Source organism: Paenarthrobacter sp. NPDC089714 (genome assembly GCF_044748905.1).
In the GTDB taxonomy this organism is placed as follows: Bacteria; Actinomycetota; Actinomycetes; order Actinomycetales; family Micrococcaceae; genus Arthrobacter.
This window is the reverse complement of sequence record NZ_JBIVGX010000005.1, coordinates 45,075-59,960: the sequence shown is the minus strand read 5'-3', so window position 1 is coordinate 59,960 and position 14,886 is coordinate 45,075. Positions and strand designations below refer to the sequence as shown.

Annotated in this window: 15 protein-coding genes; 8 read left to right on the top strand and 7 right to left on the bottom strand. The window is 64.4% G+C overall.

Annotation, left to right across the window (positions count from 1 at the left end):
- Positions 1-70 precede the first annotated feature (70 nt).
- Entirely contained in the window at positions 71-1,216 is a 1,146-nt protein-coding gene (locus ACIPY3_RS11095; RefSeq protein WP_400333859.1) for an MFS transporter, read from the bottom strand.
- Between the two features lie 179 nt (positions 1,217-1,395).
- On the opposite strand from ACIPY3_RS11095, the gene ACIPY3_RS11090 reads away from it, so the two are divergent.
- The 6 genes from ACIPY3_RS11090 (at position 1,396) to ACIPY3_RS11065 (ending at position 6,110) form a co-directional block, all read left to right on the top strand.
- Positions 1,396-1,854, top strand: a complete 459-nt coding sequence (locus ACIPY3_RS11090; protein WP_400333856.1) for a MarR family winged helix-turn-helix transcriptional regulator — start codon at positions 1,396-1,398, stop codon at positions 1,852-1,854.
- A gap of 87 nt (positions 1,855-1,941) precedes the next feature.
- Entirely contained in the window at positions 1,942-2,244 is a 303-nt protein-coding gene (locus tag ACIPY3_RS11085; RefSeq protein ID WP_400333853.1) for a helix-turn-helix domain-containing protein, read from the top strand.
- Entirely contained in the window at positions 2,241-3,458 is a 1,218-nt protein-coding gene (locus tag ACIPY3_RS11080) for a type II toxin-antitoxin system HipA family toxin (protein ID WP_400333851.1), read from the top strand. Before ACIPY3_RS11085 ends, ACIPY3_RS11080 begins: the two co-directional genes overlap by 4 nt.
- Positions 3,459-3,712: 254 nt before the next feature.
- Positions 3,713-3,952 (top strand): hypothetical protein, encoded by a 240-nt coding sequence (locus ACIPY3_RS11075; RefSeq protein ID WP_400333848.1) that lies wholly within the window; start codon positions 3,713-3,715, stop codon positions 3,950-3,952.
- Between the two features lie 78 nt (positions 3,953-4,030).
- A complete protein-coding gene (locus ACIPY3_RS11070) occupies positions 4,031-4,795 on the top strand; it encodes a DUF6882 domain-containing protein (RefSeq protein WP_400333846.1) in 765 nt (254 codons plus the stop codon).
- A gap of 106 nt (positions 4,796-4,901) precedes the next feature.
- The gene (locus ACIPY3_RS11065; RefSeq protein ID WP_400333843.1) at positions 4,902-6,110 is read left to right on the top strand and encodes a MinD/ParA family protein; all 1,209 of its coding nucleotides are present in this window, start codon (positions 4,902-4,904) and stop codon (positions 6,108-6,110) included.
- Here the strand turns inward: ACIPY3_RS11065 and ACIPY3_RS11060 are convergent.
- The 6 genes from ACIPY3_RS11060 to ACIPY3_RS11035 all read right to left on the bottom strand — a co-directional run bounded on the left by ACIPY3_RS11060 (position 6,101) and on the right by ACIPY3_RS11035 (position 13,973).
- Positions 6,101-6,853, bottom strand: a complete 753-nt coding sequence (locus ACIPY3_RS11060; protein WP_400333841.1) for a DUF6177 family protein — start codon at positions 6,851-6,853, stop codon at positions 6,101-6,103. The genes ACIPY3_RS11065 and ACIPY3_RS11060 overlap by 10 nt on opposite strands.
- 71 nt (positions 6,854-6,924) lie before the next feature.
- Entirely contained in the window at positions 6,925-7,305 is a 381-nt protein-coding gene (locus ACIPY3_RS11055; protein WP_400333839.1) for a hypothetical protein, read from the bottom strand.
- Complete coding sequence (eccCa, locus tag ACIPY3_RS11050; RefSeq protein ID WP_400333836.1) at positions 7,295-11,254, bottom strand: type VII secretion protein EccCa; 3,960 nt, start codon at positions 11,252-11,254, stop codon at positions 7,295-7,297. Before eccCa ends, ACIPY3_RS11055 begins: the two co-directional genes overlap by 11 nt.
- A gap of 4 nt (positions 11,255-11,258) precedes the next feature.
- The gene (locus ACIPY3_RS11045) at positions 11,259-12,185 is read right to left on the bottom strand and encodes a hypothetical protein (protein WP_400333834.1); all 927 of its coding nucleotides are present in this window, start codon (positions 12,183-12,185) and stop codon (positions 11,259-11,261) included.
- A gap of 166 nt (positions 12,186-12,351) precedes the next feature.
- Positions 12,352-13,707, bottom strand: coding sequence for an EsaB/YukD family protein (locus ACIPY3_RS11040; protein ID WP_400333831.1), 1,356 nt, complete (start codon positions 13,705-13,707; stop codon positions 12,352-12,354).
- A complete protein-coding gene (locus tag ACIPY3_RS11035; RefSeq protein WP_400333828.1) occupies positions 13,704-13,973 on the bottom strand; it encodes a hypothetical protein in 270 nt (89 codons plus the stop codon). Before ACIPY3_RS11035 ends, ACIPY3_RS11040 begins: the two co-directional genes overlap by 4 nt.
- 258 nt (positions 13,974-14,231) lie before the next feature.
- On the opposite strand from ACIPY3_RS11035, the gene ACIPY3_RS11030 reads away from it, so the two are divergent.
- Positions 14,232-14,570: a hypothetical protein gene (locus ACIPY3_RS11030; protein WP_400333825.1), complete on the top strand. Its 339-nt coding sequence runs from the start codon at positions 14,232-14,234 to the stop codon at positions 14,568-14,570.
- A gap of 7 nt (positions 14,571-14,577) precedes the next feature.
- Positions 14,578-14,877: a pore-forming ESAT-6 family protein gene (locus tag ACIPY3_RS11025; protein WP_400333823.1), complete on the top strand. Its 300-nt coding sequence runs from the start codon at positions 14,578-14,580 to the stop codon at positions 14,875-14,877.
- The last annotated feature ends 9 nt before the right edge of the window (positions 14,878-14,886 follow it).

Below are 14,886 nucleotides of genomic sequence, written 5' to 3'. Positions count from 1 at the left end.
GCCGGTTCCAGCCAATTGTGGCGCCTAGGCAGCGAATCGGCAATATCCTGCCGATTGCGCCCGGGGTGGCCTACTCGCCGCTCTTCGGATAAGCGCCCATCAACGCCGCCGAAATGATCCAGATCGCCCCCATGGCCACCACCATCACGGCACCGCCCAACCCCGCGGCCGAGGCTGCCACCGCCGCGCCACCCGCTGATGCACTGGCTCGGAATCCGGCGCTGACAGTGAAGATCTGTGACTTGAGGTGCGGCGGGCTAAGCCGGTTCCGCAGGAACAGCATGGCGGCAGTCGAGGGTGCGGTGAACGCGCCGGACAAGCCGATGGCCAAGACCGTCCAGAGCGTGCCGAAGTTCAACGCGGCCACCGCAGTCAACAGTCCGGTGGCCAGGAAACCCGCCAGCATCACGAATTCCGGCGAGCGCCGCGTGGGCCGCGCCGTCTCGTAAAGCGCCCCGAGAAGACTGCCCACGGCAAAGGACGTCACCACTGCTGCGCCTTCGCTGGGCGATCCGACGCGTTCCACGGACAACGCGATGGCCGCAACGGCCAAACCGCCTTGCCCCAACTGCGTCAGAGTGGACGACGCAGTCATCACAGCCAGCGGACGATGCGAGAAGATCATGGTCAGGCCCCCTTTGACGGCCTGCCAGGGCGAGCCACCCGATCGGCCATGGGGACGGAGGCGCACGGCCCGTATCGCCAAGGAACCGAGGGCCGCCGCAGCAGCCAACACCCACAGGGCAGCCTGCGCCGGGAGTAACACGGAGATGATCGCTACCAAGGCAGGACCGGCCACGGCGGACACGTTGTAGGACAGCGCGTCATAGGCGAAGGCCCGGCGGCCATCCGGAATCGCCCCGGACACGAAACTGGAGAGCCCGCCCATATAGAAGGGCGACACCGCGCCAGCCAGGACCAGGAGGACGAACACTACCGCCAGCGGAACCTGCCCAATGAACGCTGCAGCGGCAAACGCGATGGCCGTCAGGACACCGGATCCCGCCACCAACAAGCGGGGGCGGCGGGTCCGGTCCAGGGCAGTGCCCACCAAGGGTGCGGCCAGCACGCTGGGACCCAGCGACGCCGCCACCAACAAGCCCCCGACGGCGACGTCCCCCAATTGCTGAACGGCCAGGATGGGCAGGGCTACTGCGGCACCGGCACTCGCCATGCGTGGCGGAACTGAAGCGGCGAGATATCCGAGCGCGCCCATGTGTGATGGAACCCCTTGTGAGCCTGGGAAGTGAGTCTTTCCAGCACCTTAGCCCACGCTTGACAGGACCCGTTGCGCGCACGACTCTTGGCGTCGTGAGATGCTTGAAGCGGTCATGGGGGCCTGCGCATCTGACAAAAATGTAGCGGTCGTGGTCGTTTCTACTATTTGGAGTTGTCATGGGTCCGCTGCTTGCCGATGTTGAAACACCGCGCCTCGCGGCCGCGGAGATCGGCAACGATGTTGGCCTCTTGCTGGGGAAGCTCCACGACGCCGGCTCCGCCCTCAACAAGCACACCCTGGGCGACTTCCGCCTCCGCGAGCGCACCTTCTCGGTACTGACACTTGCCTGCAGTGGTTTGGACGCCACGCAACGCGAGATTGCCGAATTCCTCAGCCTCGACGTCAACCAGGTGGCGGGCCTGGTGGATGATCTGGAACACCGCGGGCTGGTGGAACGCGCCCCCGGACAACGGAACAGGCGCTCCCGGGCCATCGTCTCCACGGGTGAGGGACGCCGGATCCACAACAAGATCCGGTCGGAGCTGGACGCTTGCGAACAACAGCAGCTCGCCCACTTGAGCGAGGACGAAGTGACGCAACTGAAGACCCTGCTCCGCAAAGCCCTTTGGGGCTAAGTATCTGACGGAACTTAGTGCTCACAATACTGACCACTAAAGCACTTAATGGTCGTAATCCTGACCATTAAGGTCTATGCTGACATCATGGCAATGTCGCGGACCTCCAGCAGAACCCAACGGACGGCCGCCACCATCGGCGAACAATTGCTCACGTGGCGGAGGCTCCTGGGGCTCACCGCGGCGCAAGTCGCAGATCGGGCCGGCATAAGCCGCAATACACTCCGAAAGATTGAACACGGGGAGTTGGGCGTGGGCTTGGAAGCCTTTCTCGACGTAGCCAGAGTACTCGGCCTAAACGAGCAACTAAATAAGGCCCTGGACCCCTACGAAACGGATTTTGGCCGTGCCCGCGCCGACCAGATACTCCCTGAGCGCGTACGACGATGACGAATCCCGTCGAGGTAGACCTCGAGCTGGCCACTGGGCCAATCAACGTCGGCAGGGCCTACATAGTTGCTCGGCGGGGTGTCACCACTACGAGCTTCACCTACTCCCCCACCTTTCTGGCCAATCCTGAGTCGTACGCCATCGATCCGGCGCTCCCTGTTACCCGTGGAAGCCACACGGTCAAGGGTCTGCCCGGAGCGTTCGCCGACGCCTCGCCTGATCGTTGGGGCCGGCACATAGTCACCAAGAGAGTCCAAACTGAAGCCAGGAGCCTTGGAAAAAATCCGGGTACGCTAACCGACCGGGACTTCCTGCTAGGGGTATCGGATGTCACGCGACAAGGAGCTCTTCGGTTCCGCCTCGTGGACGGTCCGCATCTGAGCGATGGCACCGACGTGCCCAAGCTCGTCCAACTCCCGGAACTCCGGGCAGCCGCTCATGAAGCCGAGTTGGACACCGGGAACCTCGCTGCACTAAAGAAGCTACTGGACGCCGGAACGGCGAGCCTTGGAGGCGCGAGGCCAAAAGCATCAGTCCAGGACGGCTCCGAGCTTGCCATAGCCAAGTTCGCGCATCAAGGAGATCAATGGAAAGTCATCGCATGGGAAGCGGCGACCCTCAAGTTGGCCCGCGACGCGGGGATCAAGACTCCTGCCTTTAGCCTTCATCAGGTGGGCACAAATGACCCGGTTCTTGTGCTGGATCGCTTTGACAGGCTCAAGAGTCAGCGGATCAACTACGTATCGGCCATGACCATGCTTCAGCAGGAAGACGGCACACACGGAGACTATCTTGATCTTCTGGATGTCATCGACGAACATTCGGAGGCTCCTTCCGAGGATCGCGAAGAACTATTCCGGCGAATAGCTTTCAATTACGCCGTCAACAACACAGATGATCACCTTGGAAACCACGGCTTCATCCGAGGAAGCAATGGGTGGCGCCTATCCCCGGCCTTCGACGTCAACCCCAACCCGGACGTCAATTCAGAACACGCTACTTCAATTGATGGCGCTACGAATCGGGAGTCCGGGCTGCGGGCACTGATGGGCGTTTCGGAATACTTCGTCAGTGCCGACAAGCGGGATGCCATTCTGTCGGCCATTCTCCGGTCCGTCGCCCAGTGGCGGGAAGCAGCGGTTAGCTGCAGGATTCCTGCAGCCGAAGTTGAATTGTTCACACCGCTCTTGGATGCACGCCCGCATATCTGGTAGACGTCCGGAGAACGCTCTCCCTCACAGCAGCCGCAAGGCTGCGAGGGATTTGGCTTGACATGGATTCTCCAGCGGCACAGCTTGAAGTGCCGACCAGGCCCCCAAAACCCGTGGACAAATGCACAAGCAAATGCCAGTCCGATATGCATCCGTCCATATCACCGGGTTTTCAGTTATGCAAGGATCAGAGTTCATATCCCTTTAAGCGTTTCCAAGGCTGCACCCGTGCGGCCCGCTCTTTCCGGAATGGACCCATGAATCTCCCTCTCTTCCACGATCCCCTGCAGGGCTCCGTCACCGTCGACGCGCCCCTGCGTGAACCGAGGACGGCACGCGACGCCGCGTTCCGCCGCAACACGCAGCCGCGGACTTCCCAACCGCGCCAGGCCTCGAAACCCAAGCACGGTTCAGGCGTCCTGACGCGCAGCGCCCGCCAGGACAAGGTTGCCGAAGACCTTCAGGCCCTTATCGCGCGCACTGCAGACCGGCACTGACGGCACGCAACGAGGTTATCCACAGTTCCGCCTAGCGCAATTTGCCTGCCCGCCGGAAGCCATGCCTAGGGTGGCCGCATGACTGTGCCCAGCTTCCAAAACGTCGTCGATGACGCCGCCGTCCTGTTCCTCGAAACCCACCAGATGCAGGACAACCGCTTCGAGGAGTGGGAGTACCAGCGCTGGGATACTGCGGACCAATTCGCAAGCCTCGAGTTCCATTTTGCGGGGCACAGCTCCAAGCATTCGGACACCGCCTTCCTGGGAACCGCGGCTCCCGGACCGCAAAGCTTCCTCTGGGCGTGGGCCAATCCGCACGTTGAGGCATCACCCGCCCAGCAGGCCGTCTTGGACCAGATCCTCGATTTCGGCAAGCACCACAGGATTCCGGAGCTGACCACGGGCGAAGTCCCGTTCACTGCGATCGTGCCGGCGTATGCCGATGACGAGGTCCGCCACAACGGAGCGAAGGGCGGGGCCACGCTGGTTGCGTTCAAGGTCGCTGCCGCCGCACTTCTGATTACCGGCAGGCCGAACCATTTCACGGCGGACGTCGGCCGCGGTTCCATGGCCATGGTCACCTACAACCATGGCAGCCTGCAGTTGGGTCCCGCGTCTGCCTTGACGTTCCAGATGCGCCTGATGGAGGGCATCTCCGGCTTGATGATCGAAAACCATCGGCGCGCCGTCGAGAGTTACGCCAGGTTTCGGTTGGGGAGGCCGGTTACGGACGTCCAGCCGGGCGTCGTTGAACTGACGTTCGACGACGGCAAAGTCACCATTGATTTCGACGAGGCGAACCGCGTGGCCAACCTCCATGCATCCTTGGGTGGCGGGAAGTAGGCCAGTGAATGAAAGCCATGTGACAAGACCAGTGTCTGCCGGCCCCGCTAGGATCTCTGGTTGGGGCGTCGCCTTGGCGCCGTATGGAATATCGAAGGGTGCAGCGATGGAATTGGGGGCCACACGCGTTGAAGTGTTCGCCGACGGCCGGGTAACAGTCGGTGGAGAATCCATTTCAACCACCGAGGGAACGGATCCGTATTCGGCGGCCATCACCGTCCTTGCGGGCTATGCCCAGGCGTCCGGCGCTCCGGTCCTCGCTGAGGCCATCGACCACGTCAAGGGACAGGAAGGCCGCTTTCACGTCCACCCGGATGGCCGGGCGGAGGCTCTGGGAAGTTTCCCCGTCGCCGAAAAGACCATCCAGGCGCCGTCCGTCCCCGTGGCAGCCCCTTCGGCTCACTTGGAGACCCAGTTCGTCCGGCCTGACAAGCCGCGTCCCAGCACCGGGTTCCGCAGCGTCCTGTACTCGGCAACGGGCGGCTTCGTGAACCTGGGCCCCAGCGCGAAGGACCAGGACGAGGCCGAACTGGAACGCCGGATTGCCCGCCCGCTGTCAGGGAGCTTCAACACAGCGATCCTGAGTTTGAAGGGCGGCATCGGAAAGACCTCCACCACCGTAGGCGTCGGCATGATCCTGGCCGAGTACCGGGGAGACCATCCCTGCGCCATTGATGCGAATCCTGACAGCGGAGATCTGGCCGAACGCGCACTCGGGGAAATGCTCTACCAGAAGGTCAAACCGCGCACCATCACGGATATTGTCCGCGACATCGACCACATCAACTCCCTGACCATGCTCACCGACTACATGCACCACGCCAACAGGCTCCACCTGGTGGCCGGCGAGCAGGACCCGGCCTTGTCGGATGCGCTGACTGCCGGGGAATACCTCCGGATCAAGCAGCTCGTTTCGCAGTATTACTCGGTGACGCTCACCGACTGTGGCACCGGCGTCTCACACCCGGCCATGGCAGGCGTCCTGCCCGAGGCAACCAACCTGGTCATCGCTTCCGGGTACGCCGTGAGCGGCGCCAAGAGGGCACGGAACACCTTGCAGTGGCTTGCGGACCACGGCTATGAAAACCTGGCCCGCAACGCAATCGTCGTCGTGACGGACAAGGACCAGGTTTCCAGCCGCGTCAACAAGCGCGCCATTGAGGAACACCTCGCGGGGTTCTGCCGGCAGCTCATCACGGTGCCGCACGATCGCGGGGTAGCCGATGGCGACCGCATCTCCCTGGATAAGATCGCTGCGGGAACCCGGCGGGCCTACAAGGAGATCGCAGCGGCAATCGTGGATGGCTACGTCTGAGCAACGGCTCCAGGGAAGGCAGCAACCAAGTGCTGGAACGGGGCCCGGCCGCGCAGCTCGACGTCCGCGTCCAGCTTTTCCGGTAAGCCACGGTGCAGTGAGGGACCCAATACCCTGAGCCGGGGTTCCCTGAACCGTTCTCCCCCGACTCGTACAAACCCGTCCACCAGCCCGTGATGACCGTCGATGCCGATTTCCTGGGCGTTCGCTTCCACGGCCGCGTCTGCCAATGCCGGTGCCGAATCTGCTTCCGGTAGCCCGGCAGGCAGCAGGACATCGAAGTTTTCCACCACGCCGGCCTCAGTGCGGTACGCGCTCACGGTGCCGGAAAACCCGTCCCCGGACACCAAGGCGACCCCTTTCGGTGCCTGCCTCTTCAGCTCAGCGGTCAAGGCATCCATGTCCCACGCTTGGTGCAGTGGCTCCGTGAGTCCCATGTACTCCGGACTCAGGGAGCACGCCGCAAGCATCCGCGTCGTAAAGGCGCCCACGGGAAGGTCACCTCCTTCGGCGTGGAGCACACTGCCGAAAAGCACGACGGCGGTACTCGCCGCTGGAGCCTGGTCCCAGCCGGCGACGGGGTCCAGCAGCCCATTCCTGATTTTTCCGTGAGGCCCTTCCACCAGCCACAGGATTGCGCTCGCTCTAAGGAAAGACACCAGCGGATAGCTCAGGCACGCCTCGGAAGATGTCTGAAGGGCCAGGGCGTAGCGTTCCGGGGCGTTGGCCACGGCTTCGGCCAATTGCCTCCGCAGCCCGGTCCCCACTGAAGGCCGCGGGCCGTGTACTGCGACTGTAAGCAGCGGCGCCGGTTTCACGATCCCCAGTCCGCGTTGATCACCTGCTGGGATTGGGGATCGATCAGCACGCCCTTGGTGCCGATCACGGCGATCATCAGAAAGGCCCGGACCGACTCGGCATCTTCCTTGTCAAGAGGAATATTGACGTCGGAAACCCAGCCCTGCCCACCCAACTGCGTGGCTACGTCGTCGCCGAAGAGCCGACGGAGCTCGCTCTGCGGAACCGGGATGGGCTCGGTGATGAGGCCCAAGGCTTCGCCAGCGAGGCTCAGGATCAAGTCTTGGGAATCCTTGGCTTTCTCATAGGTGAACTTGTTCTCGAACTCCCCCGCGGCATAAGCGAAGCGCTCTTTCCGGGGATCTTCTTCGCAGATCAGGTGGAAGTCATAGCTCATGGGTTTGTACCTCGTTGTGGTGGAAAGACTGGATGGTGGTTGGTGGGCGACCGGTCCGTACCACCCTTGCCCGGCCGGTTGGCAGGGGGACGGGCCGGACGCCACTGGCTACCGCGCCTTCGCTGCGGTCCCCGGAGAACATGATCACGGGAGCACCCGACGCCCTGGTTCCGGCGATGAAGGTGTCATGGATCAGCAGGCTGCTCCCGCTGGTCCTGGTGGTGACCATGGCGTGGTAACCAATATCCGCTCCGGACGGCAAGTAGCTGGCCAACGCGTGGAGCGGTTGGTTGCCAGTGGCTACGAGGATGTCGTAGTCGTCCACCAGCAGCACGATCCTGGGTTTGCGCAGGGGTTCCTTGGCGCCGTCGCCCAACCGTTCCTTTGCCTGGTCCGAGAGGTACACGGCCAGTTCGGAGGCCCGGTGGCTGTTGGCCGCGTATTCGCCCAGGTAGTCGTCCGGGATGAACCCCTGCAACTGCTGGCGCGGGTCGAAGACTGCAAACACCAAGTCACTGGGCTCGTGGGTGGCCATCAATTGGGCTGCGGCACTCCGCAGGAGGTTGGTGCGGCCGGTCTCCGGATCACCCACCACAATGGCTCCCCTGTCCGTGCCGAACAGCTCAAGGTTCTCCGTACCGCCGTCGTGCTCCCTGAGCCCCAGCGCAATGGTGCCCGGCGCAGCGTCGTGGTCCCCGGGCAGACCCACCAGGCGGGGCAGGACCCGCACAGGCGCAGCGCTCGTGGAGGCGTATTGCCGAAGCGTGCCAGCGAGGGCAGCCAGTTCCTGCCCGGCATTGTCGCGGTCAGGTTCGGTCTCCAACGACGGCAGTGCGAAGTGGCCGATCTTCTTTTCCCTGGTCAGTGCCCGGCCCGGGCGATCCGCACCGATACTGCCCGCAAGCCGGCGGTCCATCGAGTCGGCCGGATCGGTCAGGTGCAGTTCAATCCTGTTTCCGAGCAGCGACTGCCGGTTCATCTTGATGTCGGACCAGTTCCGGGCGCTGACAACCACGTGGACGCCCAAGGTGCTGCCACGCATCATGACGTCGTCCACGGCTTCTTCAAGCTCGGGAAACTCCGAACCCAGGCTGCCGAACCCGTCGATGAAGAGGAAAGCGTCGGTGCAGCTCAGTTCCGGCAATGCTCCCCTGCTCCGCATGGTCCGCATGGCGTGGAGCGAGTCGAGTTTGTACCGGTCGAAAACCGTTTGCCGGGCGTTGAGCAGGCTTTGGACTTCTTCCACGGTCCGCCGCAGCAGTTCCCGGTTCCCTCTGCCTGCAACACCGCTGCAGTGCGGCAACTCCGCCAGCCCCGCCAGGGAGTTACCGAGCAAGTCCACCGCGTAAAGGTTGACCTCAGCCACGCTGTGGCTCAGCGCCAACGACGCCGCGATGGTACGCAGCGCCGTCGACTTCCCGCTTTGCAGGGCGCCGAGGATGGCCAGGTTGCCGCCGCGGCCGGCCAGGTCCAAGTGCCACGACCCCTGCCACTGGCGGGCGGGGTCGTCCAGGATCCCGACGGCGGGGCTCAGGTACCGGGGCTGGGCCAGCCGTGGTCCCGTGGACGTGAGGTCCAAGGAAGCACCGGTCCCCGAGAAGGAGACAGCAAAGGGCAACGGCGGCAGCCATACAGGCTGGGTCAAGCGCGGTTGCCCGGCCGCGAAACCCACGACGGCGGAAAGGATGGTTGCGCTGTCGGCGTCACGGGGCTCGGAGCGGCCAGGCGACGATGGCACGGGGGTAGCCACCGCCGGCACGGAAAGTACCGAGGTTGAGTCACCCGACAAGCGGAAGGTACGGACGGGGACGGCCTCGGGAACCAAGCTGCCGGCGTCGTCGTCACCCGAAGGCAAGGGACCGGAAACGTAAGCTGCGCGGAACCGTTTGAACACGGAGGTATCCACCTTGAGGATGCCATGGCCGGGGGTGCTGGGCAGGTGGTAGGCGTCCGGGACGTCGATGATGGTGCGGCTTTCCATCTCCGAGTTGGTGTGCAGGGCGATCCGGTAGGCGAGGTAGGTGTCCAGGCCGCGCAGCATGCCCTGTTCCACTTTCTGCGACGCCAGGAGCAGGTGGATGCCGATGGACCGCCCAATCCTGCCGATGGACAGCAAGAGGTCGATGAAGTCGGCTCGGGCGGTGAGGAGTTCGCCAAACTCGTCGATGCACACGAACAGGTAGGGCATGGGCTCCGCGAGCGCGGGGTCCCCCGGACGCCGTTTCCGGGCCTCGCGGTAATCGTTGATGTGTGCGAAGTCGCCGCCGTTCTTCAGCAACTCCTGCCGCCGCTTCACTTCTCCGGCCAGGCTGGAGTAGATCCTGTCGATGAGGCCGGCATCGCTGACCAGGTTGGTCACCAGCCCGGAGACATGCGGCGCCTGCTCGAAAGGCGCAAAAGTAGCTCCGCCTTTGTAGTCCACCAGGACCATGGTCAGGTCTTCCGGCGGATGCGTCGCGATGAGGGAGAGCACTATGGTTCGCAGCAGCTCCGACTTTCCCGAGCCCGTGGCACCCACGCACAATCCATGTGGTCCCATGCCCTGCCGGGCCGGTTCCTTCAGGTCGAGGTGGACGGGCGTGCCGTCCTCGTCCTCGCCGATGGCCACTCGGAGGAAGTCAGCACCCCGAGGTGTCTTCCACAGGTTCAGCATCTCCTCAACGGTGTAATCGGCCAAGCCCAGGGCTTCGGCGTAGCTCCGCGACGACCTGTGCTCCCCGAATTCGTGGGACAGTTCGGACAGCCGGAGCGGAGCGAGCGCCCGGGCCACGGAGTCGGCCACCACCGCCGGGACTTTGTCCGCTGTGCCACGGATGGTTTGGCCCGTAGCCGTCCATTCAAGGGTGACCTCGTCCGGAGCGGCCCGGAGCCGCAGATCCACCCGTTCCGGCTCCTGCTGTTGTTCGGCCAACAGATGGATCCGGGTGACGGCCAGCCTCGCCGCAGGCATGTCCGACGGCATTCCGGGAAGGGAGGCGGCGTTGTGCCCCGGACGATCCGAGATAACGATCAAACGGGGAAGGGCGTCGGGAGCCACCTGTTGGAAATTGCGTGCTGCGCTGTTCATGACGGCCAAGCGGGCGGCCAAGGGACCTTCCAGGAGAACAGCCAGCTCAGCAGGAGTGGACGCCCGGCGCAGCGATCCGCGGTCCTGCAGATGGGGCAGCCACTTGGCCCACTCCCAATCCTCGGCCTCGTGGTTCCCGGCCAGGATGGCCAGCTCAACGTCCTCCGGTGATTGCGCTGACGCGAGGTGGCACAGCAGGCTGCGGCAGATGTCGAGGGCCGTTGCCCTGTCCCCCACGATCGATATTTCAGAGGCCGCGGCCAGTGGCAAGGTGAGGGGCATGTCCGGATTGGCGGCGAACCGCCCGCGGAGCTGCTCAGCTTCGGACAGCATGAAGGCATCGGGCCGTTCGACGGCGTCTCCGCTGTCCTGGATGGTGATCCTGCGTCGAGGCACGCTTCCCGTTCCAAAGCGGGTCACGAGGAAATCCGGACTTGTCCGTCGCCGTTCCCACAGCCGGTGCGGGTGGTTCACCACGGCCTGGACAAGCACGTCGGCCCGCGGGTGGGCCGCATTTGCCCTGGACCTGGCAGCTTGTTCATCTGCCTCGAAGTCACTCCGGCGGCGTCGCAGGTAATCCATGTACAGCCTGCGCTTGGAGGCCCGTTGCCGGGTGGCCTTGCCGCGCTGCGAGAACATGAGGACCACGGAAGCCAGCACAGTGGCAACCATCATGAGCGCACCGATCCCGGCCAAGGACGAACCACGGAACAACATCATCACTGTCACTGACGTAGCCGCGCCGAGCATGGGCACCAGGGCCAGCAGGTTCATTCCTCCGGCACCGCTGGCCAGCTGGGGAGGTGCATCAATGACCGCGGCTTCGGGCGGCTGTTCCGGGAGCGTGGTGCGGGCAGGGCGGTGAACCAGGCGGGTGGTCATGGGGTCACGCCCCGTTCGCGGCCATGAGTGCCTTGCCGGCGAGTTCGGTGGCTGCAATCCTGGTCCGCGCTCCGAGTTTGCCAAGCTGCAGGGTTCCTGCTGAGGCGAGGTGCCGGTCAAAGGGCAGCACGCCGTCGGCGAGCGCACCACCGTGGCCTTGCCGCGAGTGCACGGTGACGTGCACCTGTTGCACGTCGGGATAGGAGCCCATGAGGTCTTCCCTCATCTCCTGCAGCTTGGCCGGGTCCGCGCCCACCGGCGAAACAAGGACCACTGCGTGCGCGCTGTCCAGCAGGGCCGCGGCGTGCCGTGAGAAAGGTGAGGCACCGCCGTCGACGATCGTGACGGCCATGAATCGCGAGAGCGTGGCCGAGACGTCGGTCCATTCCTGCAGGCCAATCGGCGCATCCGCTGCGGCTGGCACGTCGCCGCGTCCCACCGCGAAAACCCTGCTTCCACTAGTGCCGGCGGCAGCAACGGCATCCGGCAATGTCCTGACGGGTTGGGCCGTGTATTGCCGCATCAAGTCAGACAGCAGGGCCGTTTCCTCCACACCGAGGTATTTCAAGAGACGGCCGTGGAGGTCCGTGGCATCCACAGCCATGACCGGTTCCTGGCGGATGCTTCCCAGGAGCTTTGCAAGCAACGCCGTCACGGTGGATGTGGCGGCTCCCCCGGCCGTTCCCAGGACCACCACCCGGCGCCCGGTGGTGATGGGAGCTTCCACGGCCGAACTGGCCCGGATCAACCGCTCGGACAATGATCCGGAGGTCACGGCATCGGTGACCTCGAAACGAACGCGTTCCCACCAGGTATCGCCGCCTTTCCTGGACGCCTTCGCCATGGTGGCTGGCTCGGAAGGAGCAACGCCCGACGGCGGCAGCGAACTGGACGCTGTGAGCGGCGGCAATGATGGGGCTGCTGTCGTCACGGGCGCTTGCGGCGGCGTAGCCAGGGCGGTTGTTGGAGGGCCAGGCACGTCGTCTACCGCAGGCCGGCTCCCAGGGGAGCCGGCCATACCCGGAAAGCCGCCCGCCGTCGTCGTGCGTGTTCTTTTGCCGCCCGGTTCCTGGAACGGGAAGCCGGTGCGTGGTTGTTCAGCCAAAGGTATGTCCCAACTGTGTGTAGGCGCCTGAGAGGCCCAGGACCAGCGGCACGGCGGCGAGGATACAGATCAGTTCAAGACGCGACGCCACGACGCGAAGACTGGCGGCAGTCTGTTCGCGGACCGTGAGCATCGAGGCAAGCAACACGAGGAGGGCCACCGCCGCCGCAGCGGCCAGCACAAAGGGCTGCTTGGCAGCTACCGCCAGAACATACGCGGCGCCCCAGCAACCTCCTGCGGCCGCGACGTAAACACCGGCACGCTGCGCAACCAGCGGGAGCGCCAGGCCGCGGAACGTCAAAGCCCCGAGCAGCGACACCGAGAGGAGGACGGCCCACACGGGCCTGTCCCGCGCCGTCGCCACAACCACTGCGGCAGTTCCCGCGACGATCGCCGCGGTCAGCGTCCAGCCGGTCAGTGTGGCATGGGCAGCGTGGATGGCATCGAGGGTGGTGTTCCGGGTGATTCGCTTGCCTTGGCGCTGGTCGTCGTCCAGGGCGCCGAGTCCCGTGAGCACAGTAGCGAGCCGGGGCGCAATGCCCAGCGCGAAGATTGCCAGGACCCCCACGATCCCTGCGGAAAGGGGTTGGTCCCGCGTCACGAGGCCCAGGACGGCCCACAAGCCACCCAGGCCAAGGAGCAATCCCGCGCTGGAGAGGAGCGGAGTATATTTTCCTGTCGCCAACGCCCCTGTTGCCATGGCAAACACCAAGGCCGCTGCGAAGAGCAGCGAACCGGTCGCGAACGGAACCACGATTGAGCTCGTGGCGGCTGCGGTGGCCAAACCGGCCGTCAGCAGGGACAGGCCTCCCGGTGTGGAGCGTGTCCGCCCAAGCACAGCGCCGGCCACCATGAGTGCGGCGGCAATGGCGATGCCGGTCAGTGCTGCCGTGCTATTTCCGATGGAACGAAGCAGCAGTACAAACGAACTGGCCGCCGCCGCCAAGAGCAGGGCGGAGACCGCCGACAAGCCGACGGTCCTCAGCCGCCCCTTCCACAACGCCTGCATGCGTTCCAGCGAGTCCGCGGCAAACGAAGGAACGTCGTACACGTCGGGGGCGGCCGGCACGTCACGCTCCTCGCGAAGGTAGAGCACCGAGCCGTCCTGGATTCCAGCCTCGCGAAGAGAGCCGGAGCTTTCCAACGTGGAGCCGAGGCTGGTTGTGAGGACGGACGTGGTCACCACCTGCAGGCTTCCGGGCGAATGCTGGCTTTCGCCGTCACCGGGGTCCGCCATCATGGTGATGATCTGCGGCAGCAGGGTTGCAATGGGTTCATCCGACGGAAGTCGCAGGTCCAGGTGACGGTGCGCGGCCATCACCGTCACCCTGCTGAGGGCGGTGCTCATACGGTTCCTTCGGTCATGGTCACGGCTGTAGCTGAGGACGCCGGGGGCTGCTTGGCTGCTTGCTCGCTGAGGAGGTGCTGGACGAAGCTGAAGCCGACGCAAACGGCCGCGACCAGCGCGGCAATCAGGAGCGACTGCATCAGCCTGGCGGTAGCGGACTTGTAGGTGCGTTCCTGCGGATTCTGCCCGAACAACAGCGCATCATCGAGCCTGTGCTTACGCACGCGTGCGGACTCCAGCAGACGGGAATCGTAGTCTTCAGCCAAGTACACTCCCCCATTCGGGCATCGTCGTGGCTACCGCTCAGCTGCGGTGCCACAGCCCTTAAACCTATCCCGCCATTGATCCGCCAGCGCAAGTCATGGCAACCCGCCCTGTGGAAATCCAGCCGTATGACTATTAAGTCATCATGTTTATGGATCATGTTTACTTCATCGACTGGACATAACCAACGCTTGTCACCATGCTGGTTAAGGTCGTCCGCTGGTTCAGCGGAACAGAACTGTCTTCAATTGGGGGACCTCATGGCTATTTTCGATATGGGTGCGCAGACGCTCGCCACCCTGGGTAAGCAAACGGATGCTTCGCATCAGGACCTCGGTGCGTTGGTGCGCCGGTTCGTGGACGCCGTCACCCCGCTGGAAGGAAAGTTCAGCGGCGCAGGCAAGGCCGCGTTCGACTCCTTCAAGAACCGCTCCGACCTGGTCGCCTCGGAGTTGAACACCGCGCTGGGTGCGATCGTGCAGGGCCAGTCCGGGATGGACACCGCCTTCACCCAAGGCGACCAGGCCGCCTCCGACACGGCCCGCCGAGCCGAGGGGTCCGCGAACTTCGACGCCGCACGCTTCCAGGGAAGGGCCTAACCCGATCATGAGCCGCATTGCTTACGACACGAACGTCTCCGCCCAGGTCCAATCCGACATCCAAGCCCTGGCTGCGCAGTTGGAGAACCTCATCACCGCCCGGCAACAGGACGTGAACCACGCCATGGCCGACTTCCGCGCCGACGGCGTCGACGCCGAATACCAGGCAGTCGAAGCCCGCTGGACCAACGCCGCCTCCGAAGTCCGGTCCATCGTCGCGCTGGTCCGCTCCACCCTCGCCCAAACCGACGAGACCGCCACCACCGCTGCGACCGCCGCACGGAACGCCGTGCAAGGCATCGGCTGATCCACCGGA

Excerpts from the sequence above, each read along its gene's own strand:
- ACIPY3_RS11095 (WP_400333859.1), bottom strand. The coding sequence starts at position 1,216 with ATGGGCGCGCTCGGATATCTCGCCGCTTCAGTTCCGCCACGCATGGCG.
- ACIPY3_RS11090 (WP_400333856.1), top strand. The coding sequence starts at position 1,396 with ATGGGTCCGCTGCTTGCCGATGTTGAAACACCGCGCCTCGCGGCCGCG.
- ACIPY3_RS11085 (WP_400333853.1), top strand. The coding sequence starts at position 1,942 with ATGGCAATGTCGCGGACCTCCAGCAGAACCCAACGGACGGCCGCCACC.
- ACIPY3_RS11080 (WP_400333851.1), top strand. The coding sequence starts at position 2,241 with ATGACGAATCCCGTCGAGGTAGACCTCGAGCTGGCCACTGGGCCAATC.
- ACIPY3_RS11075 (WP_400333848.1), top strand. The coding sequence starts at position 3,713 with ATGAATCTCCCTCTCTTCCACGATCCCCTGCAGGGCTCCGTCACCGTC.
- ACIPY3_RS11070 (WP_400333846.1), top strand. The coding sequence starts at position 4,031 with ATGACTGTGCCCAGCTTCCAAAACGTCGTCGATGACGCCGCCGTCCTG.
- ACIPY3_RS11065 (WP_400333843.1), top strand. The coding sequence starts at position 4,902 with ATGGAATTGGGGGCCACACGCGTTGAAGTGTTCGCCGACGGCCGGGTA.
- ACIPY3_RS11055 (WP_400333839.1), bottom strand. The coding sequence starts at position 7,305 with ATGAGCTATGACTTCCACCTGATCTGCGAAGAAGATCCCCGGAAAGAG.
- eccCa (WP_400333836.1), bottom strand. The coding sequence starts at position 11,254 with ATGACCACCCGCCTGGTTCACCGCCCTGCCCGCACCACGCTCCCGGAA.
- ACIPY3_RS11040 (WP_400333831.1), bottom strand. The coding sequence starts at position 13,707 with ATGAGCACCGCCCTCAGCAGGGTGACGGTGATGGCCGCGCACCGTCAC.
- ACIPY3_RS11030 (WP_400333825.1), top strand. The coding sequence starts at position 14,232 with ATGGCTATTTTCGATATGGGTGCGCAGACGCTCGCCACCCTGGGTAAG.
- ACIPY3_RS11025 (WP_400333823.1), top strand. The coding sequence starts at position 14,578 with ATGAGCCGCATTGCTTACGACACGAACGTCTCCGCCCAGGTCCAATCC.